At 39.1% G+C, this 19502-nt stretch carries 23 protein-coding genes and 2 tRNA genes; 16 read left to right on the top strand and 9 right to left on the bottom strand.

Going from position 1 to position 19502, the window contains the following annotated elements:
- Positions 1–218 precede the first annotated feature (218 nt).
- From QOL76_RS15320 to QOL76_RS15305, 4 genes are all read right to left on the bottom strand, one after another.
- Positions 219–2744: an ATP-dependent Clp protease ATP-binding subunit gene (locus QOL76_RS15320; protein ID WP_283413849.1), complete on the bottom strand. Its 2526-nt coding sequence runs from the start codon at positions 2742–2744 to the stop codon at positions 219–221.
- Between the two features lie 81 nt (positions 2745–2825).
- Positions 2826–3452: a WbqC family protein gene (locus QOL76_RS15315; protein WP_283413848.1), complete on the bottom strand. Its 627-nt coding sequence runs from the start codon at positions 3450–3452 to the stop codon at positions 2826–2828.
- A 1-nt stretch (position 3453) separates the two neighbouring features.
- On the bottom strand, positions 3454–4083 hold the full coding sequence (locus QOL76_RS15310) for an L-threonylcarbamoyladenylate synthase (protein WP_283413847.1): 630 nt from the start codon (positions 4081–4083) through the stop codon (positions 3454–3456).
- A 162-nt stretch (positions 4084–4245) separates the two neighbouring features.
- Positions 4246–4674 carry a (deoxy)nucleoside triphosphate pyrophosphohydrolase gene (locus QOL76_RS15305; RefSeq protein WP_283413846.1) on the bottom strand — a complete coding sequence of 143 codons (429 nt, stop codon included), beginning with the start codon at positions 4672–4674 and terminating at the stop codon, positions 4246–4248.
- An 86-nt stretch (positions 4675–4760) separates the two neighbouring features.
- Between QOL76_RS15305 and mltG the strand changes: the two genes are divergently transcribed.
- The 9 genes from mltG to lepB all read left to right on the top strand — a co-directional run bounded on the left by mltG (position 4761) and on the right by lepB (position 12105).
- Positions 4761–5804 carry an endolytic transglycosylase MltG gene (mltG, locus tag QOL76_RS15300; protein ID WP_283414041.1) on the top strand — a complete coding sequence of 348 codons (1044 nt, stop codon included), beginning with the start codon at positions 4761–4763 and terminating at the stop codon, positions 5802–5804.
- A 2-nt stretch (positions 5805–5806) separates the two neighbouring features.
- Entirely contained in the window at positions 5807–6223 is a 417-nt protein-coding gene (locus QOL76_RS15295; protein ID WP_283413845.1) for an acyl-CoA thioesterase, read from the top strand.
- A 4-nt stretch (positions 6224–6227) separates the two neighbouring features.
- Positions 6228–7211 carry a YihY/virulence factor BrkB family protein gene (locus QOL76_RS15290; RefSeq protein ID WP_283414040.1) on the top strand — a complete coding sequence of 328 codons (984 nt, stop codon included), beginning with the start codon at positions 6228–6230 and terminating at the stop codon, positions 7209–7211.
- Between the two features lie 265 nt (positions 7212–7476).
- Positions 7477–7561 (top strand) — tRNA-Ser (locus QOL76_RS15285).
- Between the two features lie 428 nt (positions 7562–7989).
- Positions 7990–8772: a ParA family protein gene (locus tag QOL76_RS15280; RefSeq protein WP_283413844.1), complete on the top strand. Its 783-nt coding sequence runs from the start codon at positions 7990–7992 to the stop codon at positions 8770–8772.
- A 2-nt stretch (positions 8773–8774) separates the two neighbouring features.
- Complete coding sequence (locus tag QOL76_RS15275) at positions 8775–9686, top strand: ParB/RepB/Spo0J family partition protein (RefSeq protein WP_283413843.1); 912 nt, start codon at positions 8775–8777, stop codon at positions 9684–9686.
- Between the two features lie 2 nt (positions 9687–9688).
- Positions 9689–10291, top strand: coding sequence for a DUF5683 domain-containing protein (locus QOL76_RS15270; RefSeq protein ID WP_283413842.1), 603 nt, complete (start codon positions 9689–9691; stop codon positions 10289–10291).
- 2 nt (positions 10292–10293) lie between these two features.
- A complete protein-coding gene (gene dapB / locus QOL76_RS15265) occupies positions 10294–11016 on the top strand; it encodes a 4-hydroxy-tetrahydrodipicolinate reductase (protein ID WP_283413841.1) in 723 nt (240 codons plus the stop codon).
- Positions 11017–11031: 15 nt separating this feature from the next.
- On the top strand, positions 11032–12105 hold the full coding sequence (lepB, locus tag QOL76_RS15260; RefSeq protein ID WP_283413840.1) for a signal peptidase I: 1074 nt from the start codon (positions 11032–11034) through the stop codon (positions 12103–12105).
- 35 nt (positions 12106–12140) lie between these two features.
- On the opposite strand, the gene ung is transcribed toward lepB, so the two are convergent.
- The gene (ung, locus tag QOL76_RS15255; protein WP_283413839.1) at positions 12141–12803 is read right to left on the bottom strand and encodes a uracil-DNA glycosylase; all 663 of its coding nucleotides are present in this window, start codon (positions 12801–12803) and stop codon (positions 12141–12143) included.
- Positions 12804–12866: 63 nt separating this feature from the next.
- On the opposite strand from ung, the gene apaG reads away from it, so the two are divergent.
- Both apaG and QOL76_RS15245 read left to right on the top strand, forming a co-directional pair.
- Positions 12867–13253: a Co2+/Mg2+ efflux protein ApaG gene (gene apaG, locus QOL76_RS15250; protein WP_283413838.1), complete on the top strand. Its 387-nt coding sequence runs from the start codon at positions 12867–12869 to the stop codon at positions 13251–13253.
- A 49-nt stretch (positions 13254–13302) separates the two neighbouring features.
- Positions 13303–14034, top strand: a complete 732-nt coding sequence (locus QOL76_RS15245) for an O-methyltransferase (RefSeq protein ID WP_283413837.1) — start codon at positions 13303–13305, stop codon at positions 14032–14034.
- On the opposite strand, the gene QOL76_RS15240 is transcribed toward QOL76_RS15245, so the two are convergent.
- Entirely contained in the window at positions 14023–14613 is a 591-nt protein-coding gene (locus QOL76_RS15240) for a methyltransferase (protein ID WP_283413836.1), read from the bottom strand. The genes QOL76_RS15245 and QOL76_RS15240 overlap by 12 nt on opposite strands.
- A gap of 17 nt (positions 14614–14630) precedes the next feature.
- Here QOL76_RS15240 and QOL76_RS15235 point away from each other — a divergent pair, with 17 nt between their 5' ends.
- The 4 genes from QOL76_RS15235 (at position 14631) to rplI (ending at position 16780) form a co-directional block, all read left to right on the top strand.
- Positions 14631–15560 (top strand): hypothetical protein, encoded by a 930-nt coding sequence (locus tag QOL76_RS15235; protein ID WP_283413835.1) that lies wholly within the window; start codon positions 14631–14633, stop codon positions 15558–15560.
- A gap of 129 nt (positions 15561–15689) precedes the next feature.
- Complete coding sequence (gene rpsF, locus QOL76_RS15230; RefSeq protein ID WP_283413834.1) at positions 15690–16061, top strand: 30S ribosomal protein S6; 372 nt, start codon at positions 15690–15692, stop codon at positions 16059–16061.
- A complete protein-coding gene (gene rpsR / locus QOL76_RS15225) occupies positions 16058–16309 on the top strand; it encodes a 30S ribosomal protein S18 (RefSeq protein WP_057937597.1) in 252 nt (83 codons plus the stop codon). Before rpsF ends, rpsR begins: the two co-directional genes overlap by 4 nt.
- Before the next feature lie 27 nt (positions 16310–16336).
- A complete protein-coding gene (rplI, locus tag QOL76_RS15220) occupies positions 16337–16780 on the top strand; it encodes a 50S ribosomal protein L9 (RefSeq protein ID WP_283413833.1) in 444 nt (147 codons plus the stop codon).
- Positions 16781–16834: 54 nt separating this feature from the next.
- Here rplI and QOL76_RS15215 read toward each other — a convergent pair whose 3' ends face one another.
- Positions 16835–17077, bottom strand: a complete 243-nt coding sequence (locus QOL76_RS15215; RefSeq protein ID WP_283413832.1) for a hypothetical protein — start codon at positions 17075–17077, stop codon at positions 16835–16837.
- Positions 17078–17394: 317 nt separating this feature from the next.
- On the opposite strand from QOL76_RS15215, the gene QOL76_RS15210 reads away from it, so the two are divergent.
- A tRNA-Gln gene (locus QOL76_RS15210) sits at positions 17395–17467 on the top strand.
- A 54-nt stretch (positions 17468–17521) separates the two neighbouring features.
- Here QOL76_RS15210 and QOL76_RS15205 read toward each other — a convergent pair.
- Positions 17522–18676 (bottom strand): aminotransferase class V-fold PLP-dependent enzyme, encoded by a 1155-nt coding sequence (locus QOL76_RS15205; protein WP_283413831.1) that lies wholly within the window; start codon positions 18674–18676, stop codon positions 17522–17524.
- Positions 18677–18728: 52 nt separating this feature from the next.
- Positions 18729–19445 (bottom strand): EcsC family protein, encoded by a 717-nt coding sequence (locus QOL76_RS15200; protein WP_283413830.1) that lies wholly within the window; start codon positions 19443–19445, stop codon positions 18729–18731.
- Positions 19446–19502 lie beyond the last annotated feature (57 nt).

Below are 19502 nucleotides of genomic sequence, written 5' to 3'. Positions count from 1 at the left end.
CCTTTTATGTTTTTGACTCCATACTGGCGCAAAAGCGGAAATAACTAATGATTTTTCAAAATGAAGGAATTGAACTAAGTAGAAGTCAAAAAAATCAAAATTCCATTTTTGAAAAAATAAGTCAATCGCGTCACTCTGCGAAACCTCTGTGATCCTTGTAGTTAAAAAAAAGCCCCGAACTCGTCATTCGGGGCTTTCAATCTAATTAAAGCAACTGATTAATCAGCTTTCTCTTTTTTCTTTACTACAATAGTCAATTCTGTGCCTTCTCCAGAATAATCGGCAGTGATAATATCGCCTTCAGAAAGATCTCCTTTCAGGATCTCCTCAGCAATAGCATCTTCAAGGTATTTCTGAATAGCTCTATTTAGCGGTCTCGCTCCATATTGCTGATCATAACCTTTCTCCGCCAAGAATTCTTTGGCTTTCTCAGTCAATTCGATCTTATATCCAAGATCTGTGATTCTAGAGAACAATTTGCCTAAGCTGATATCGATAATCTTAAAGATATGCTCTCTGGTCAGAGAGTTAAATACAACGACATCATCCAATCTATTTAAGAATTCTGGGCTAAATGCCTTTTTCAATGCAGATTGAATCGTTGACTTCATCACTTCATCCATATTATCAGATCTGGCCTGACTGGCAAAGCCAATTCCTGCACCAAAATCTTTCAAGTCACGAACTCCGATATTAGAAGTCATGATGATAATTGTATTTCTGAAATCTACTTTTCTACCTAAACCATCCGTCAAGACACCATCATCCAATACCTGCAGAAGAATATTAAATACATCTGGGTGAGCTTTCTCGATCTCATCAAGAAGTACAACTGAATACGGTTTTCTTCTGACTTTCTCCGTCAACTGACCACCCTCTTCGTAACCAACATAACCTGGAGGCGCTCCTACTAATCTGGATACAGAGAATTTCTCCATATACTCAGACATATCAATTCTAATCAAAGAATCGTCTTTGTCGAAAAGGTAAGTTGCCAACATTTTGGCTAATTCAGTCTTTCCAACACCAGTAGGTCCTAGGAAAATAAAGGAACCTATTGGCTTTTTAGGATCTTTCAATCCTACTCTAGTTCTCTGAATGGCCTTAGTCAACTTCTTGATTGCCTCGTCCTGACCGATTACTTTGCCTGACAAATCACCGTTCATATTCAAAAGCTTAGCGCCTTCTTTCTGAGCGATTCTTTTGGCAGGAATACCTGTCATCATAGCAATCACTTCAGCTACATTATCTTCTTCTACTGTAAATCTCTTAGACTTACTTTCTTCTTCCCATCTATTTTTAGCTGTTTCCAATTGCTCGAGCAATTTCTTCTCCTTATCCCTCAACTGAGCCGCTTCTTCATATTTCTGAGATTTCACCACTCGGTTTTTCTCAGTTTTGATGTCTTCTACCTCAGCTTCAAGTTTAAGAATATCTTCCGGCACATGGATATTATTGATATGGACTCTGGCTCCTGCCTCATCCAAAATATCTATAGCCTTATCTGGCAAGAATCTATCGGAAATGTATCTATCGGAAAGTTTCACACAGGCAACTATAGCCTCATCGGTATAATTCACATTATGGTGATCCTCGTACTTATCCTTTATATTATTCAGAATCTGCACCGTCTCCTCTGGAGTAGTAGCATCTACCATCACCATCTGGAATCTACGAGCTAGTGCACCGTCTTTCTCGATATACTGACGATACTCATCAAGTGTAGTTGCTCCGATACATTGGATTTCTCCACGTGCCAAAGCAGGTTTGAACATATTAGACGCATCCAAAGATCCAGAGGCTCCACCAGCTCCTACGATAGTATGAAGCTCATCGATGAAAAGAATGACGTTTGGAGATTTCTCAAGTTCATTCATCACCGCTTTCATTCGCTCCTCAAACTGACCTCTATATTTGGTACCCGCTACTAGGGAAGCTAGATCCAACGTCACTACACGCTTGTTGAAAAGCACTCGTGAAACTTTCTTCTGAATGATTCTCAATGCTAAACCTTCAGCGATTGCTGTCTTACCTACCCCAGGCTCCCCGATCAAAATCGGATTGTTCTTCTTTCTTCTTGAAAGAATCTGAGCAACTCGCTCGATTTCTTTCTCACGACCGATAATTGGATCAAGCTTATCGTCTTCAGCCATCTTGGTCAAATCTCTACCGAAATTATCCAAGACCGGCGTTCTAGACTTCTCTGCTCCTGGCTTAGACGCACCAGAACCACTGCCTGTAGAACCGAAAAGCTTAGAACCATCATCATCGCCATCTTCTGCCTCAGCTTTGGAGCGAGGAGTAGAGTCAGATGACATTTCCAGCATCTCTTTTACCGAATCGTAATTGATTTCAAATTTGTTAAGTATTTGCGTGGCGATGTTGTCTTCATCTCTCAAGATGGAAAGAAGCAAATGCTCCGTACCAATTAGCTGACTTTTGAAGATCTTCGCCTCCAAATAAGTTATTTTCAATACCTTCTCTGACTGTCTGGTCAGAGGGATATTTGCCATATTTTTGACGTTGTGATTTGCGGTGCCTTTAACAGCGCGTTCTATCGCGTTCCGCAATTCATCCATTGGCACTCCCAATTTCTTAAGAATGGAAACAGCAACACCTTCTCCTTCGCGAATCATCCCCAGCAAGAGGTGCTCTGTGCCAATGTAATCATGTCCAAGGCGAAGAGCTTCTTCGCGGCTAAGAGAGATCACCTCTTTGACTCTGTTCGAAAATTTTGCTTCCATTTAATTCCTATCTGATTGTTTAATAATCCTGTACGTATGTTACCGAATTTGTTTTAAAAACACAATCCTTTTGCAGATTGTTCAATGTTTTTTTACAGACTTTAATACTATGCTTTTAGATGCTGGCCCTTCGCAGAACAACAAATCCAGAATGCTAAGGTTGGGATCAAAGTCTAAGCCAAAAAGTTGAAAATAAGACTCAGGCTGATAGTATTCTCGCTCTGAAAAGGGCACTGAGGGCACCAGCTGTCCTCTTATGTCCTGCATCAAGGAAAGATCCTCATCTTTGTTATACACCCGCATCTTGACAGGCATCCCAAGAAGTTTAAGACAGATTGTCAGCAAATCCCAGTTTAGATCCCACAAACTCTCCGTATTCTGACTGAAAACCTTCTCAAAATAAGGGAAATAATATTCATAGAAAGGGGCTTTCCCATATGCACTTTGAATCCCGCGGAGGTGGATTTTCGCCCAATTCTGTGTGTAATCAATCTTAATCTTTTGGAGAGAGAGCCGAGGTCTTCTACCTTGGATCGGAACACTGAGCGTCCCCGTTTTATTCGCTAGACGGATTTGAGTTCGGTTGAAATAGGATTGCCTTTGATATCGTTCTTCTGGAAAAAAGATCAACTCCTCCGCATCAGCAATAGCAGCGAAAAATTCAAGATTCGGAAAATAATGCAGATCTACTGCAATGCGCTTTACCATCCTAGTCTAATTCCTCCACTTTCCCTAAGCCTTCTCGGAGCACTTCCACTTCGTATCCAGTACAGTCCAATACCGTTGAGGCGACATTTTGCCCATAACCTCCATCAATTACAACATCGACGAGATGCTGAAATTTCTCAAAAATCAGTTCCGGATCAGTACTATACTCGATCACCTCATCTTCGTCATTGATGGATGTAGTGAGTATCGGATGCCCCAATTCAGACACCAGCATGCGAGGCACATTGTGATCTGGGACTCTAATTCCGATTGTTTTCTTTTTGCTGTGCAAAATCTTGGGCACCTGATTGCTCGCTTCCAAAATAAAGGTGAATGGGCCTGGAAGCCCTTTTTTCATCATCTTAAAAACCGGTTTATCAATCATTTTGGTGAATTGGGAAATATTGCTCAAGTCGGCACAGATAATCGAAAAGTTGTGCTTTTTGGGATTGATTCCCTTGATTTTGCATATGCGCTCTACTGCACGCAAATTCATTATATCACAGCCCATGCCGTAAACAGTATCTGTAGGATAAATCACCACACCACCATCACGGAGAATGGATGCAATTTCTCTGATCTTGTCAGGATCAGGGTTTTCCTCATATAGTTTTATCAATTCAGCAGGCATATTTTTTTATCTATTTGGCAGAAATTAAGCTATCCCCTATATACTTTATCTACGTGGAAGGAGGAGCGATGGCAGATGACCAAAGTACCACCAAAGCTAGTGTTCAACACATAATAGTTTATATACATATTTCTAATAAAAGGAGATTTACAAGTTCAAAGTTCATTTGATATAATTAATTAGTTGATCCTGAATCTTGTTCCAATTTTCAAATAGCTCATCAACGATAGGAATATCGGCCGGTGCCCAATTAAGGGATTTTATATTTTCTTTTGATACCCAACGTACTTCCTGATGTTCAAGCAGTGTAATTTCTCCACTCTGCCAACTGCAAACAAAGGGCAATAATCGTATCAGTTTGCCTGCAGAATAAGAATACTCACTAGACTTCAATGCAAGACGTGTGCAGACAGAAATTGCCAATTCTTCTTTTATTTCTCTTACAAGACAAGCTTCCGGGCTTTCATTTTTTTCAACTTTCCCACCAGGGAATTCCCAAAATCCTGAAAGATTCATAGTATTAGATCTTTGCGCGCAAAGCACCTTCCCATTCAAAAATATAAGAGCGCAGCTGACTAAAACCACTTCCATGAGACATAATTTTGTCTAGAAAGATATCACTACCTTACCTCAGGCACAAACTCCAACTTAGATTTTTCCCTATTTTTGGCATCAGTATGCTAAGCGAAAAAAGAAAAAACATCTACCTCGTCCTAGTCATTGCCTTTTCGGTTATGGCTATCTCCCTGAGTTTCTATTTCTACCAGATATTCTTCAGCCCAAATGTGCTGATAGAGTCTGATCAGAACTATATGTTGAAAATAGGGAGTAATGACACATTCAAAACCGTATCAAATAAACTTTATGACAATCATGTGGTAAATGACTTGGTGAGTTTTGGCTTTTTAGCCAAAGTCATGGACTACCAGGAAAACGTAAAACCAGGACTTTACACCATCGAACCAAAGATGACAAACCTGGAATTAGTAAGGTTACTTCGGTCAGGCAGGCAAACTCCTATCCGAGTCACCTTTAATAATGTGAGAACCAAGGAGGATTTAGCGGAAAAAATCACTGCTAATATGGAGATTTCCAAAGATCAATTTCTTGACTTAATTCAAGACTCAGTATATATCCGAAAGTTTGATTTTGATGAAGAAACTATCATGTCCATGTTTATCCCAAATACCTATGAAGTTTGGTGGAATACAAGCGCTGAGGCACTTTTTGATAGAATGCACCGGGAATATGAAAGTTTTTGGACAGAAGAGAAAAAGCAAAAGGCCCGCCTACTTGGGCTTACTCCTAAAGAAGTCAGCACCCTCGCCAGTATTGTTCAAGCTGAAAGTCAAAAATCTGATGAGCGACCAAGAATCGCCGGAGTCTACCTAAACCGATTACGGTTAAACATGCCACTTCAAGCTGATCCGACATTAGTTTTTGCACTTGGAGATTTTGAATTGAAACGTGTGCTAAACGTCCATAAAGAAACTGATAGCCCCTATAATACTTATAAGTATGCCGGCCTACCTCCTGGCCCTATAAACTTACCCGATATCAACTCATTGAATGCAGTACTAAATGCAGAAGATCATAAGTTTTTATACTTCTGCGCAAAAGAGGATTTCTCAGGATATCATTCTTTTGCTACTAATTTAGCGCAGCATAATGCAAATGCAAGAAGGTATCAGGCCGCACTTAATGCAGCCAAGATTTACTAAGTATGTATCAAGCAGAAACTCAAATTCGTGTAAGATATGCTGAGACTGACCAAATGAGTTATGTCTATTATGGTAATTACGCGATGTACTTCGAGGTGGCCAGAGTGGAAGCCATGCGGAGTATTGGTTTTTCATACAAGGAAATGGAGGATGAGGGCGTGATGATGCCTGTTGTGGAAAGCCATTTCCAATATCTGAAACCAGGCAAATATGATGAATTACTTACCATTAAAACCACTATTCCAACCCTCCCTGGAGTCAGAATCAGGTTTGAATATCAGGTCTTTAATTCGCAGGGAGAATTAATCACAGAAGGTTGGACTATTCTAACTTTCCTCAAAAAAGACAGTCATCGTCCGACCAGACCTCCACATAATTTGTTAGCTTTATTGAAAGCGTATTTTCAAGAAGTAAGGTAAAGTGATCAAAACAAAAATCCTTAGGTTAGAAGTCAAGTTACTTTGGCAAGCACGCAAGCTTAAGAAAATTCATTTCGGCGATCCGGACAAGAACTTGTTTGATGTAGGAAGGATATTTTTGGTTCAACTACAAAAGGATGATATCATCGAGCGTGCAGGGTCAATGGCATTTAGCTTCACTATCGCCCTATTCCCTTTAATTCTTTTCTTGCTAAACTTGATCCCCTACCTGCAGGACATTTTCCCATACATTACTACGCAAAATATCCTGACCTTTATCCAAGAAATACTACCTGTAGAAGTATATACCCAATCGGAAAACACCATCATGGATATTGTTTCCAAGCCAAGACAGAGCATGCTATCCTTGGGTTTTTTCTTTGCATTATTTGCTTCCACCCAGGGAGTAATGTCTATGATGAATTCCTTTAACTCCGTTTACCAGACCAAAGACAACCGTGGTTTCCTTCAAAGCCGAGGAATCGCAGTGAGCATTGTGATGGTATTGGCATTTACGGTGATCACCGCCAGCATAGTCATGATTGTGGGAGGAGTATTAATCAGAAGACTAGATGAGCTTCAGGTGTTCAATTCGGGATTTATGATTTTCTTATTTTCCAGCCTGAAATTTCTGATATTACTTTTGATGTTTTACATCACTACTGCATTCATTTTTAGATTTGCTCCTGCAGTTCATGACAAATGGAATTTCTTTTCTACAGGAGCCAAATTAGCAGGGCTATTGATCACGTTTGGATTTTATGGCTTCTCCTTTTACTTAAATAATTTTGCCAGCTACAACAAGCTATATGGTTCAATAGGCACTTTGATTGCGTTGATGCTATGGCTTCTGATCACCTCAATTATTGTGATTGTATGCTTTGAGGTGAATGTGAGTTTGGATTTGGTAGAAGAAAATAAGAAGCGTAAAAGAAGTGCGGAACCGGATAGTTCTACTTTAGACACAGAAAGTATTATCGCGGAATAAATATAGATCTGCAATTTTTGTATCCTATCAACCAGAACCACCACTATTCAAAAGATCTACCTCCATTTTTATTATTCAATTTGAGCTAGAACCCGGTAGAAAAGCCCAAAATTTTATTTGGAAACTCTTTCAACCTCATTTTTTTTAAAAAATAATCCCTAAACAATCAGCGGGTTAGAACAAAAAGGCAAAAGAGGCTTTGTAAAAGTTAGCTTTTAATTTACCTTTGCAGACCAAATCAGGGAATTATCCCTGAAGACGACCTAGAGGAATGGCAGAGCGGTCGAATGCGGCGGTCTTGAAAACCGTTGTACCGTGAGGTACCGGGGGTTCGAATCCCTCTTCCTCTGCACCACAAAACCCTAACTATCTGCAAAATTGATAGTTGGGGTTTTTGCTTTTCTAGGCAATCAAAGCATTTCTATAGTTCTAGAAAATGGTTTGTTAGAATTACCAACTTCTAACACAAAATATAGATAGCTAGCTATTTTACTCTATTTTCAAATAGGAGATAATTAACCTTAAAATTATTCGCTGGCCTTATCTAGCTCCTCAAATCCTTATCAATTTTTAACATTAAGCTGACAATGGGTTCCAAACTTGCTAACAACCAATCAACACCCTGATTATCATTGTATTGCTCTATAAAAGCATTAAAGATAAATTTTATTCAGGTCAGTTGAGACCATTTTATGCTAGCTAAAAAAAGCAGCCAGATCAGCCAGAAAAGAATTCATTTTGCTTAATATTGAGTTTAAATTACTCTTCAAATAACACCATGGGAAAAATCATTGCCATAGCCAACCAGAAAGGCGGAGTAGGCAAAACTACCACAGCGATGAACTTGGCAGCTAGTTTGGCTGTCCTGGAATTTAAGACCCTGGTGATTGACGCTGACCCACAGGCTAATACCACTTCTGGGTTGGGTCATGATCCCAAATCCATCAACACCAGTATTTATGAATGCATGGTGGATGGAATTGATGTGAAAGAGATTATCCATAAGACTGAACTCGAATACCTAGATTTGGTGCCTTCCCATATCGACTTGGTGGGAGCGGAAGTCGAGATGATCAATTTGGATAATCGGGAAGAAAAGATGAAAGAGGTAATTCAAGACCTCAAAGAATTGTATGACTTCATCATTATCGATTGCTCACCTTCCTTAGGATTAATTACGATCAATGCGCTAACTGCTGCCAATTCAGTCATAATCCCCGTTCAATGTGAATATTTCGCCTTAGAAGGCTTAGGGAAATTATTGAACACCATAAAAATCATTCAAACTAGACTAAATCCAGATCTGGAAATTGAAGGCATTCTACTGACCATGTATGATGTACGACTGAGACTATCTAATCAAGTGGTGGAAGAGGTTAGATTGCATTTCAAAAACATGGTTTTTGAAACTATCATCCCTCGTAATGTAAGACTCAGCGAAGCTCCTAGCTTTGGCTTGCCTGCTATTTCATTTGATGCAGATGGAAAAGGAGCAGTAGCATATTTGAATCTGGCGGGTGAAATAGTACAGAAAAATGATGTACAAAAAGTGACCAAATAACTATGTCAGATAATAAACCTAACCGAAAAAAAAGTGTCTTGGGAAGAGGCCTTGGAGCCTTGCTTGAAGATAGTCCTGCCAAACACAAATCTGAGGAGATTTTACCTGAGGTAGTTAAAACAGGAATTTTCGAAATCCCTCTTGACCAAATTCAAGTCAATCCATTTCAACCCCGTGTTCACTTCGACACTGCTGCTTTAGCCGAACTTGCCGAATCAATCAAAGTTCAAGGCATCATTCAGCCCATCACAGTCCGTAGACTCGACACAGATGAATACCAGTTGATATCTGGTGAACGTAGATTTCAAGCTTCAAAAATTGCAGGACTAACTCAAATACCGGCTTATGTCCGCACTGCAAATGATCAGCAGATGCTTGAGATGGCTTTGATTGAAAATATTCAACGTGAAAATTTAAATGCCCTAGAAATCGCCCAATCCTACCAGAGGCTTTTAGCAGAATGTGACTTAAAACAAGAGGAATTAGGTGATCGGGTCGGTAAAAACAGAACTACTGTAAATAATTACCTACGACTATTAAAACTTCCACCTACGATTCAGGCAGCGATCCGGGATCAACAATTGTCAATGGGTCATGCCCGCGCTTTGATTAATATAGAGGATGTAGATAAGCAACTCGCTATTTTCAAAAAAGCGGTTGAAGAAGAGTTAAGTGTAAGGAAAGTAGAGGCTTTAGTAAAAGCTTTAAATGAAGGCAAGCCAGAGAAACCATCAAACAAAGAACTTGATCCAGTTCGCAAATACGAAATCAACAAACTCCAGCAGCGACTTGCCTCACACTTTGGGACTAAAGTAGCATTGAAGTCCAACCCAAAAAATAAGGGTGAAATTAAAATCCCTTTTAATTCTGCATCTGATCTTAACCGAATTCTGGAAATCCTAGAAATCATCTAACATTGAGGTTCATCTTTTGCCATAGACTAATTCAACGTAAATCCCCACTCATTCTAGTGGGATTTTTGGTTTTTTGTTTTAGTCTAAGCTCAGCATCTTTTGCTCAGGAATTAGAGGAGAATGAACAGCCAAAGGCTTCCAAGTCAGAGGCCGATTACTCCTTGCTGCCGAAAAATCCAAAAAAAGCAACTATCCTCTCAGCAATTTTGCCAGGCGCTGGACAGGTTTACAATGGAAAATCGTGGAAAGTCCCTTTAATTTATGGGGGTATAATCACCGATATTTACTTCATAAATTTCAATAACAGGCGATATCAAATATTTAAGCAAGCTCTTTCAGATTTTGATAACGACCTTCCAACTGATTTCCCGAGCTTAAATCGGGATGGATTGGTTCGAAATGTAAATTATTGGCGAAAAAACCGTGATCTTTGCTACCTACTATTAGTCGGTATTTATGCCTTAAACTTAATAGATGCAAATGTAGACGCGCATCTATCCGGTTTTGACGTATCGGACGATATCGCATTAAAATTCGAGCCTCACTACGAAAGATTTTCTTCAAACAATACTTCGGTGGGGCTTTCTGTAAAACTCAACTTTTAAATATGAACATTTTACTTCTCGGATACGGGAAAATGGGTCAGTTAATAGGCCAACTCTCAGAATCACGTGGCCATAGTATAGCAGGAAAAATCAATATTGACAATCTTACTGATTTAGATTCTCTAGACCCTGCTACTATCGATGTAGCGATCGAGTTTAGTCAACCAGAAGCTGCTGTTGAAAACATTAAGTGGGCGATTGAACGAGGTATTCCGATAGTCTCGGGCACCACTGGATGGCTTGATAAAAAGCCAGAAATTGAGCAATTAACTAGGTCTAAAAATGGAGCCTTTTTCTACGCTTCAAATTATAGCGTTGGAGTAAACATCTTTTTCAAGGTGAATGAATTCTTAGCAAAACTAATGAATGAGACTACTGGCTATAAAAGCTCAGTGGAAGAGATCCACCATAAAGCAAAAAAAGACGCTCCATCTGGAACAGCCATCACTTTAGCCGAAGGCATAATCAAAAATATAAATGAATTGAATAGCTGGAATTTGTCCGAAGGGGCGAGCGAAAATGAACACTCTCTTCCTATTACTTCCAAACGTATAGATCCAGCTCCTGGGACACATATTATCCGGTACTCGTCAGAAATCGACGATATCGAAATCACTCATACAGCTCATAGCCGTCAAGGATTTGCTCTTGGCGCTATTTTGGTGTCTGAGTGGATTCAAGGAAAGAAAGGTGTGCTTTCCATGGATGATTTTCTATCTTTCTGAACCTAAAAACTAATCATGAGTAAGTCAACTAAGAAAAAATCAGCTGCCCGAGAATGGGGGGATGCCTTGATTTTTGCAGTAGTAGCAGCCAGTTTAATCCGCTGGTTACTATTAGAACCCTTTACAATTCCCACCGCTTCCATGGAAAAATCACTATTGGTTGGGGATTTTCTATTTGTAAGTAAGATGCATTACGGGACTAGATTTCCGATGACTCCACTGCAGGTACCACTAACTCATCAAAAAATCTGGGGAACAGAAATTCCTTCCTATTCAGATGCTATCCAATTACCTTACTACAGACTCCCGGGTTTTTCAGATGTCGAGAGAAATGATGTGGTAGTTTTCAACTATCCTACTGAATTCCAATACCCTACCGATCTGAAAACTAATTATATTAAGAGAGCTATAGGGATTTCTGGTGATGTGGTTCAAATAAAGAGTGGCGACCTATTTGTTAATGATCAACCCGCCGAAAAACCTGAGGAAATGCAGTATTCCTATGATGTGATTTCAAATAGACCTCTTACAGTAGATTTTTTCAAAGATTATGACGTCAACCCTGATAGCTATATACCTTTTAGTGATGGGTCGGGCTACTTAGTATTCGGTACTGAGGAGGTGATCAATAGATTGGAATCATCTCCAGTGATCACTTCAGCGACTAAGCGTATTGAGAAGCCCAAGGGAGATTCACTCATTTTCCCTGATGGACTAGCTCTAGGTTGGAACCGTGACAATTTTGGACCACTTCAGGTTCCTGCAAAGGACTGGACAATTCAAATGACCGCAGACAATGTAATGAGATACGGATCTACCATTGTGAATTATGAAGGACTTGAAAATGTAGAAGCCAAGGACGGCCAACTTTTCATCGATGGTCAAAAAGTAGACAGCTATACGTTCAAGCAGAATTATTACTTCATGATGGGAGATAATCGCCACGATTCACTGGATTCTCGCTATTGGGGTTTTGTACCTGAGGATCATATCGTCGGCAAAGCTTGGTTCCTATGGCTCTCTCTAGATAAGCATGAATCGATGTTCAGCAAAATTCGCTGGAGCAGAATATTCAACGGAATTAATTAAGCATAAAGCCCTGAAATATTTCAGGGCTTTTCCTTTTACCAATCAATAGCTTTTTTACCCTTACCAATTAGATACTCATTTGCTTTTGAGAAATGCTTGCACCCAAAAAACCCGCGATATGATGAAAGCGGACTTGGATGAGGAGCTTTAAGCACTAAGTGTTTTCTAGAATCTATTAATGCTGATTTTTTTTGAGCATATGCTCCCCAAAGTAAAAACACGACGTTTTCACAAGTATCACTGATCGTGCGGATCACCTCATCTGTAAACTCTTCCCATCCTTTTTTCTGATGTGAGCCCGCCTCATGAGCTCTTACAGTCAGGGTCGCATTTAATAAAAATACTCCTTGATCTGCCCAGCGGGTAAGATCTCCATATGCGGGCGTTGGCTTCCCCAAATCAGATTCAATTTCCTTAAAAATATTCTGCAGACTTGGTGGAAAAGGAACTCCCGGTTTTACAGAGAAGGATAACCCATGCGCTTGCCCTGGACCATGGTATGGATCCTGTCCCAGAATAACAACTTTGACCTGATCTATAGGGCAATGATTGAATGCACTAAAAATTTCTTTGCCTGGTGGGTAAACCTTAGTGCTTGCATATTCGTCTCTGACAAAAGAAACTAAGTCTGTGAAAAACTTCTGTTCAAATGTTTTGCGCAAAGCCTCGTTCCAGCTTGGTTCTATATTTACTACCATTGGTATTTATTGAAATTAAGACTATAAATCATATCTTTACGAACTTTTAAATTGTTTTATTTTATGGTAATAGCAGTTACATCTGGAATTCAGGTTAGTGTTGAAGTCACTTACCAGTCAGAATTTTCAAGTCCACATCAGCACCATTTCGTATTTACTTACAAAGTAACTATTGAAAACAAAAGCAGCCAAACAGTACAGCTATTACGAAGAAGATGGGAGATTTTTGATGCGGCAGAAACTAAAAAAATTATTGAAGGTGACGGAGTGGTAGGACAGCAGCCAATTTTAGAACCTGGAGAAACCCATAGCTATGTATCAGGCTGCAACCTCAAATCAGGCTTGGGCAAGATGACTGGAGTTTACAGTATGGAAAAACTTTTTGACGGAACTAAGTTTGATGTGACTATCCCGGAATTTCAAATGATCGCAAGTTACTTCCAAAACTAATTTGCTTACTAAAGTTTACCCACTTCTTTCCTTTGTCAGATATTGGCTAATGAAAGAGGATAAATACTCACTTCAGTCTCCATTATTATTTAGTACCTACCAGGGACTTCAACATTATTTTTATTCGAGAAAGGAAGAAGACCTGGAAATTGAAGCTTATAGACAGAACCTTCTCAATTCTGATGAAATAATCGAAGTCACAGATTTTGGAGCAGGCTCAAAAAGTGTGAACACCACTCTTAGAAAAGTCTCTGCTATAACAAAATTCAGTACAAGCAATAGAAAATTTGCCCAACTGTACCAATACTTCTGCACACTTACCCCGGCGGCAACTGTATTAGAACTAGGAACATGCATGGGGATTACAAGCAGATATCTATCTAAAGTTACTCAAGGAGTCCTTTTTACATTTGAAGGAGCAGAGGAGATTGCAAGGGTAGCCAAGCCAAACCAAGATTTTAAAAACATCCGCATACAAGTTGGAGAACTTAGAAACACTCTCCCAGCCACATTGAATATGTTGCAAAATGTGGATTTCGTACTCATAGATGCCACACATACATACGAAGCTACCATTCATTATTTTGATCAAATCCTAAAAAAAACCCATTCCCATTCCATCGTCGCTATAGGCGATATACATTGGTCAAAAGAAATGGAACTGGCTTGGAAGGAAATTAAAATGAAACCAGAAGTAAAGCTCAGTTTAGATTTCTATGAGTGTGGGATTGTTTTTTTTAATTATTCTGGACCTAAAGCGGAGTACGTCCTAGATTATTGAGTTTTCCAATATCATAAATATTTCAGCCCCCATTCGCTCTGGAATTGAGTTGTAACATGGAGCTATGGTCTTTATGGTAAAAAATTGTTCAAAAAGATTAAGGTATTCATCTTTTTTACCCCCAAAAGGCGGTCCATCGAAGTCAAATTCCTTATCAAACCAAACACCCACCAATTTTCCGTTTGGCTTGAGTAGCTCCTTCATTTTTTTAGCATAATTGATTCTCAATGTAGGATCCAGAGCACAAAAAAACGTTTGCTCCAATATCAAATCGTAAGAACCTTCATGTTCAAAGAAATCCTGATGATGAATTTGATCAGCAGGAAACTCTGGATGAATACTTCCAAATCGTGCCAAAGCAGTAGTTGAAAAATCCAAAATATGCACATTTTTAAAGCCCTCTTTTACGGCATAAGCTACTTCATAACCCGAGCCAGCTCCAGGGACCAAAACTTCTAAGCTCTTATTTTTAATTTGGTCTAAATATTGTACCAAAGGAGGTGAAGCATAACCAATATCCCAGCCAGTTTTGCCAGCAGAGTATCTTTCAGTCCAATAATCTTTGTCTAAAAAAGTCATTCTAACGTCCTATTCTAATGAATACTGAATTTGAAAAAAATACGCCCCAAAAGAAAGATCAGGGTAAAAATATTATAATTATTGTATTGATACTTCTAGTAATCATAAGCGGTATCAAACTCTATACGGATTACATAGATCGAACTAAAAAAACAGAAGAGATCCTATTGCTTTCTACTGAAAACAATGACCTGAACAAGCGTCTGGATTCTGTCACTTATCAGTTAGATCTTAGAATTCAGGAAATCGAGAAACTTGGAGGAGATGTTCAGGCACTTGAGGAGGTCCGTGATCAATTGATAGCCGAAAGAAACACGTCAAGACAAAGAAGCTCTGCAGAGATAACCGCATTAAATGAAAAAATAAAAAGTTACAATTCTATGATCGTTGAGAAAGATCAGGAAATCCTAGAATTACGTGCATTGAATCAACAGCTTTTTACAGAAAATCAAGATTTAAAAACTACCCAAGCTGAAATAGAAGAAGAAGTCGCACAACTTAATCTTCAAAAGGAGGATCTTCAGGCTAAAGTCAATGTAGCGTCTATGCTGAAAGCTGAAAACATTGAAATTGCTGCTGTCAATTCCCGGGGCAAAGAGCGAGTAGAAACTACTAAAGACTTTAGAAATCGTCAGATCGAACGGATCAAAGTAAGCTTCAATCTAGCCGATAACAAAGTAGCTGAAAAAGGACCTAGAAATATCTATGTACAAGTTTTAGCACCAAATGAGCAGCCCATTTTTGATGTTGCTAAAGGTTCAGGAACCTTTATGATGGATGGTGCGGAGAAATTCTATACTGTAAAGCAGGATGTCATATTTGATAACACAGAGCAGGAATTGACATTTTTCTATGAAAAAGGCTCTGATTATGTATCCGGAACTCATCAAGTCATAATATTTGTAGATAACTACCAAGTCGGCTCAAAGACTTTCACAGTGAAATAATTCAAGCCTCCTTCGGGAGGCTTTTTTTTAGACATAAGCTCCTTTTGATTTAGCTAGTTGTTTGGAATACAGGAGTATTTACCCTACTTTTGCATCCTGTTTATTAAATTCCTTAAACACATTAAAAAAATGTTCCAAAGAAATTACGAGACGGTATTCATTTTAACTCCCGTTTTATCTGATGTTCAGATGAAGGATACTGTCGACAAGTTTGTGAACTTGTTAAAAGAACTGGGGGCAGACGTTATTAATGTGGAAAATTGGGGTCTTAAGAAAATGGCTTATACCATTGAGAAAAAGACTACAGGTTTCTACGTTATGGTTGAATTCAAGGCCGATCCTACGCTTATCCGCAAATTCGAAATAGAATTTAGAAGAGATGAGAAAGTGATGAGATTCTTGACTACTGTTTTGGATAAGCATTCAATTGTTTATGCCGAAAGAAGAAGAAAAGGAGAGTTTAACAAAAAAGTTGAAGCTAAGGAGGAAGCCACCAAATGACATTAGTTAACGAGCCAATCAATAGAGGCGAAATCAGAAAAAAGTATTGCCGATTCAAAAAGCACGGCATTAAGTACATTGACTACAAGGATCCAAATTTCTTATTGAAGTTTGTCAATGAGCAAGGTAAAATTCTTCCTAGAAGACTTACTGGTAACTCTGCAAAATTCCAGAGAAAAGTAGCTCAGGCTATCAAAAAAGCAAGACATTTGGCGTTGTTGCCATTCGTAACCGATGGGTTGAAATAATCGTCCAATCACAAAAGATCATTACAAATGGAAATCATACTAAAAACAGACATCAAAGGTCTTGGCTATAAGAATGACTTGGTAGATGTAAAGCCAGGGTACGGAAGAAATTACTTGATCCCTCAAGGTTTCGCAGTACTTGCCACTGGATCTAACAAGAAAATTCTTGCTGAGAATATCAAGCAAGCTGCTCACAAAGCAGAAAAGATTAAAACTGAAGCTCAGAATATCGCAGAAAAACTTGAAGCTCTTACGTTAGAGATCAAAGCGAAAATCGGTGAATCAGGTAAAATCTTCGGTAAAGTAACTACTCTTCAGATTGCTGATGCACTAGCAGCTCAAGGTATCGACATCGACAGAAAGAAAATCTCTATCAATACGCCAGTTGATGGTGCTGGAGAATTTGCTGCAGAAGTTGACCTTCACAGAGAAGTGAAAACTAACGTAAAATTCAACGTATCTGGAGAATAATCACTCCTAACATTGATAAAAATAAAACCCCGATCACTCGGGGTTTTTTTATGTTTAATTCAATGCTTTTTCAAGGCTCTCTACCAATTTTTTAGAAACTGCCTTGCTATTTTTTTCTCTAGCTTCTTTGAAAAGCTCTAGAGCGGCCTGACCTTTTTCGATTACGCCTACTGGATTCTGATCATTTTGGAAACTTACCCAGCACCAAGATAATTCCGCAGCCAAAGTTTCTGATTTCAACTTTGTTAATTTCTGTACCACCTCAGGCACTGTTTTTTCTAATTTGTCAACTTGCATAGTAGATAATGGTTTAATAGTTTGTCAATATTTCGACAAAAATGAATAAACATTTCTAATTAAGCAACATAACGCACTCACTATTAACAATATCACAATTTTAAACCCAAATATTTTCAATTATTAAAAAAGAGAATTAATGGTTTGAAAAACAAAAAAACGAGTCCACTAAAATTAAAAGCGCTTTATTTTCAGCTGATTAAAAGATAATTAAGCCTAAACACAAAAAATGTTTTCGGGCTAGCTTGGAAAAAAAGAACCAAGACTTTACCTTTGTGACACTTTAAGAGAGACCCAAAAGGAATCTCATCCAAAACTGGTCTATGGTGTAACTGGCAACACGTCTGATTTTGGTTCAGAAGAGTCCAGGTTCGAGCCCTGGTAGACCAACAGAAAGTAAAAAGCCGCTGAAAATTCAGCGGCTTTTTTTTGTTTGGTCGAGACCTAAGACAACCTACTCATCTCCAACACCTGGATTAGCCTATTTATATCTTCGGGGGTATTAAAGACATTCACTGAAATTCTCAAATTCCCCCCTCTATTAGAAACAGAAACTCTATTTTCCAGCAAATTATTTTTCAAAAGCTCAGGATCAATATACTCAGGAAGTTTTAAGCCAAAAAGATGATAAGATGTGTATTGTTCATCTTCAAGCACCACATTTCTGCTTTTCAAGTAATCATAAAGTGGTGCAGTGAGCTCACTGCAATATTTCTCTATTTCCGCCACCGTCCATTCGTTGATCTGCTTTAGTGAGGCATTTAGCATAGGCAAAAGAATGAAATTACTCATCTCGCCTACATTGTATCGCCCTGACTCCTCTGTGTACTCGTGGTCGTATTTTGTCAAATTGCCAAAATCCTGAGAATTGGTACGATTGAGCCAAGACTCTTCCAAAGGCTCTCCGCCATCAAACGCTGGCCCAAAGAAGGAAATCCCAATCCCATAAGGGCCAAAGAGCCATTTGTAACTTGCACAGATCAGGGCATCAATTTTAAAGCGCTTTACGTCCATCTCCGCAGCACCAGTAGACTGTGTGCCATCTACAATAAAAATAGCTCCTTCAGTTTTACATTTTTGACCTATACTCTCCAAATCGAATTTCAGACCACTCATCCAGTGTACAGAAGACATCAGCACCACGGCTGTCTCTGAAGTTATGCTATCAAGTATTTTCCTGTTCCAACTTTCTCCTGGAGTAGAAGCATCCTTATCAGGACCTATTACCCTTAGTATCGCTTGATTTTTGTCACACCAGGTTTTAAGAGAGAAGTACCCACTCGGAAATTCATCCTCCAAAACGATCGCATGCTGACCAGGCTCACAAGAAATATTACCAAGTGCTGTAGCAAAGCCATAGGAAGTGGAAGGAATCAAAGCCACTTGTAAGGGATCACAATTTACTAAATCAGCAAACCTCCCTTTTACTTCCTTGGCGCCTGTAAAGAAGTCTTCCGGAGCTATGCTAGTGGGGTTTCGTTCTCGAATTAATGCTTCTATTGCAGCTTGCTCAGATACCTTCATGAGCGGTCCTTTATAGCCGCAGTTGAGGTAATGAATATCAGGATCAAGGCTGAATAGGTGTTTTTGAGATTCCATACGCGTTGAATTATTTCATATTACTAAAACACAGTTTGACCAAGCCAAACTATTACTCTAACACACGTAATCTATATGCGTTCATTGCATATCTACCTAAATGCTCAGTCAAGCGATAATTCGCTATTGCACCCACTCCTGCTCCCACAACTGGAATTAATTGTGCTAGCTTGGCGAGGTCGATGTAGTCTCTATAATCCAGTTGAAAGGTCTTCCAGTCAAACTCCTTGAAGTCTTTTGGCAAAGTACTTCTATATTCTTCCCAGTTTTCAATAAGCCCAATCAGATCATTCCTCCTGTGCTGGGATGAGAAACTTAGCTGAAAAACATAAAGGAGAAACAAACGCTCTTGGAAATCTTTTGTATCAAAACCGTAAAGAGCTGCTATATCAAAAAGCATCTTCATTTTGATCGTCAGAAACGCCGGAAAATCTGCAAAACCCATCAATATTCCTCCAGCTCCGGTCACCGCACCTTCAACGGAAGCAGTATTTCTATACCACTTGATTCTACTTCTTACTTTGAATTCCCGCTGCTTTAAAGTCAAACTCTCATCTGGTTTTGGCACAATCCAGCTCGAGCCAGTAAGCACTACTTTCACCATATTCTCAATGGCTGCTGTCACTACTTTGTGGACTTTTTCAGGAATCCAGCTATTGATTTTATTCTGTACCCCATGCGTTAAGCGCCCGCCGAGACTTGGCTTCTTTTTCATTCTATACTGCCAAAGCGCGAGTTCGGCATGGGCATAATGTAAATACGAGTCCATTTGATATCTATATTAAAAGTATTTGGCGTTTTAATTAGCCAATTATAGCATACGCAT

The sequence above is a fragment of the Algoriphagus winogradskyi genome (assembly GCF_900182815.1).
Lineage (GTDB): Bacteria > Bacteroidota > Bacteroidia > Cytophagales > Cyclobacteriaceae > Algoriphagus > Algoriphagus winogradskyi.
This window is presented reverse-complemented; position numbering and strand designations above follow the sequence as displayed.